At 63.3% G+C, this 3,107-nt stretch carries 3 pseudogenes; 1 reads left to right on the top strand and 2 read right to left on the bottom strand.

Annotated elements, in window-relative coordinates:
- Together istB and istA are read right to left on the bottom strand one after the other, a co-directional pair.
- Nucleotides 1-758: pseudogene (istB, locus tag D3227_RS39930) on the bottom strand (IS21-like element helper ATPase IstB); the annotation flags it as partial.
- Between the two features lie 5 nt (nucleotides 759-763).
- Nucleotides 764-2,256: pseudogene (istA, locus tag D3227_RS39925) on the bottom strand (IS21 family transposase); the annotation flags it as partial.
- Nucleotides 2,257-2,384: 128 nt separating this feature from the next.
- On the opposite strand from istA, the pseudogene D3227_RS39920 reads away from it, so the two are divergent.
- A pseudogene (locus tag D3227_RS39920) lies at nucleotides 2,385-3,107 on the top strand (IS630 family transposase); the annotation flags it as partial.

Genomic DNA, 3,107 nt, shown 5'->3' with positions numbered 1-3,107 from the left:
CGGACCGCGCGCAGAACGGGACGAAACCAGCTCCAGACGCTGGCCCGCAAGGCCGTGACGCGGGTCGATCACCGTCAAATGAGACACCACCCGGTCGAGAATGGCGGCGGCCTCTGATGTTTGGATCGCCGAAGACGGCCGGCCATTCACCGAAGGCCAGGTTGGTGGTGACGATGATCGAGGTCCGTTCGTAGAGCCTGCTGATCAGGTGGAAGAGCAATTGCCCGCCAGCTTGCGCGAACGGCAGATAGCCGAGTTCATCGAGCACGACGAAGTCGAGCCGGGTGAGGTAATCGGCGATACGGCCCTGCTTGCCGCCGCGGTGCTCGGTCTCGAGCCGGTTGACGATATCGACGACGTTGAAGAAGCGGCCACGTGAGCCATTGCGGATCAGGGCGCGGGCAATGGCGATTGCCAGATGCGACTTGCCGGTTCCGGTGCCGCCGATGAGCACGGCGTTGCGCTGGTCGGCGACGAAGGTGCCGTTGGCAAGGTCCCGGACCAGCACCTCGTTGACCGGCGTGCCGTCGAAGTCGAACTCATCGATGTCCTTGGCGATCGGCAGCTTGGCGACGGTGAGCTGGTATTTGATGGAGCGAGCCTGCTTCTCGGCGATCTCGGCCGACAGCAGATCGCCGACGATCCTCGGCGGCTCGTGCTGGCGCTTGATACCTGTCGCCATGACCTCGTCATTAGGCGCCGCGCATCCCGTAGAGCTTCAGCGTCCCCATCAGTTCCAGAACCTGCGTGCGTTCCATCAGCTTGCCCTCCTGAGGCTGTCGTAGCGGGCGCAGTCGGCCTGCGGCTCGTGTTGCAGGCGAAGTGCGTCCGGGGTGAGAATGGTGACGGCCGGCGCCGGATCGCGCCGCCGCGCCAGGATGTTGATGATGACGGCGGCGGAGCAGACGTTCTGATCGAGCGCTTCCTGACAGGCCGCCTCCACGGCATCGATGCCGTCGGTCAACACCGCAGCCAGGATCGACACCACCTGCCGGTCGCCTTCATGCGCCGCCTTCAATCTGCGTCGGATACGCTCCATCGCCGACGGCAGAACCCAGCCCTGGAAGGGCGCGCCGTTGCGCAGTGCACCGGGCTTGCGGGCAAGGACCGGCATGTAATGCCAGGGATCGTAGATCGTGTCGCCGCGCCCGAAGGAGCGGGCGTGTTCGGCGACGACCACGCCGTCCTGGCGGATGACGATCCTGTCGGCATAGGCATGGATCTCGACCGGGCGGCCGACGGCCGTCGACAGGACCGAGTATTTGTTGTTGTCGAAGCGCACCATGCAGGTCTTCGACACCGAGGCCGGCACCGTATGGAACCCGTCGAAGGAACCGCGGTATTCAACCAGCTTGAACGCTCCTCCTCGAACACGTTCCAGATCGTTCGTTCCGGTTGCTCGACGTGACGATGCGCCTTGGCGCAGGCGACGCACTTGTCCTGCAGCCAGGCGTTCAGCTCCTCATAGGTCTTGAAGCGCAGCCTGGGCGTGAAGAAGCGCTCGCGCACCAGCCCGACCTGGTTCTCGACCTGACCCTTCTCCCAGCCCGATGCCGGCGTGCAGGCGACCGGCTGCACCAGATAATGGCTGCACATCTGCAGGAAGCGGCGATTGTATTGGCGGTCCTTGCCAACGAAGATCGTTTCCACCGCCGTCTTCATGTTGTCGTAGATGCCGCGCGTGCAGGCGCCCCCGAAGAAGGCGAAGGCCCTGTCATGGGCGTCGAACACCATCTCCTGCGTCTCCCGCGGATGGGCCCCGACGAACATCATGCGGCTGTGGCAGAGCCGGACATGGGCGACATTCACGGTCACTGTCACGCCGTTGATCAGGACGATCTCGTGGCTCCAGTCGAACTGGTAGACCTCGCCCGGCGCGAAGAACAGCGGCACATAGGCGTCCGCCGTCGCCGACCCCTGCGCCTTCGCCCGGCTCTTCGCGTATCGGCGGACGGCGTCGTAGCTGCCGTCATATCCCCGCTCGCGAAGCTCTTCGTAAATCCGGATCAGCGTCAGCCGTTCGCGGGCCACCTTGCCGTGGTTGGCCGCAAGAAGGCGGTCGAGCTCGTTCCTCCAGGGACCGATCTTCGGCATCGGCTGGTGCTCGCGCTCGTAACGGAACTCCGTCGCGTCGGAGCGGAGCACCTTGCGCACTACCTTCCGCGAGATGCGCAACTCGCGGCAGATCTCCTTGATCGACTTCCCCTGGACCAGCGACAGCCGGCGTATCTTCGCAATCGTCTCCACAACCAACATCCAAAAAAATGCCTCCGATTAAGATCGGAGGCAGTCTGAAGCCCCTGCGTTACAGGGGTTCTTTTTGGATGCCGATCACCCCTGAAACAGGGTCCTTATTCCACGCCGAAACACACTCCCGGATCAAGCCGCTTGGCCCTGATATGGCCGAGCGGGTAGTCAACCTGACGCTTTCTGACCCACCGGTCGAGGCAACCCACTGGACTGCCGCCATGATGGCTAGGGAGAGTGGCATCAGCGCCAGTGCCGTACGGCGCATCTGGCGAGCCCATGGTCTCCAGCCGCATCGCTATCGCCAGTTCAAGCTCTCCAACGATCCCAAGTTTGGCGAGAAGCTCAGAGACGTGGTCGGGCTCTACGTCGATCCACCCGCTCATGCCATCGTTCTCTCTGTTGATGAGAAGAGCCAGATCCAGGCGCTCGACCGCACCCAACCCGGACTGCCGCTCAAGAAGGGCCGCCTCGGGACCATGACGCACGACTACAATCGCCATGGCACCACCACGCTGTTTGCCGCCCTGAACGTGCTCGATGGCACCGTCATTGGGGCGCGACATGCAGCGTCACCGGCATCAGGAGTTCATCCGCTTCCTGAACACCATTGAAGCCCAGGTGCCAGTGGATAAAGCCGTGCACGTCATCCTCGACAACTATGCGGCTCACAAGCACTCGAAGGTCCGCGCCTGGCTCGACCGCCACACAAGCGCTTCACCTTCCACTTTGTCCCGACATCCTGCTCGTGGCTCAATGCCGTTGAAGGCTTCTTCGCCAAGCTGACCCGCCAGCGGCTCAAGCGCGGCGTCTTCCGTTCGGTGGTCGATCTTCAGGAGGCCATCAACCGGTACGTCGCT

Origin of the sequence: Mesorhizobium waimense (genome assembly GCF_003601975.1) — a bacterium.
Classification (GTDB): Bacteria; Pseudomonadota; Alphaproteobacteria; order Rhizobiales; family Rhizobiaceae; genus Mesorhizobium; species Mesorhizobium waimense.
Note: the sequence above shows the minus strand (reverse complement) of the source record. Positions and strands in the feature narration are given on the sequence as shown.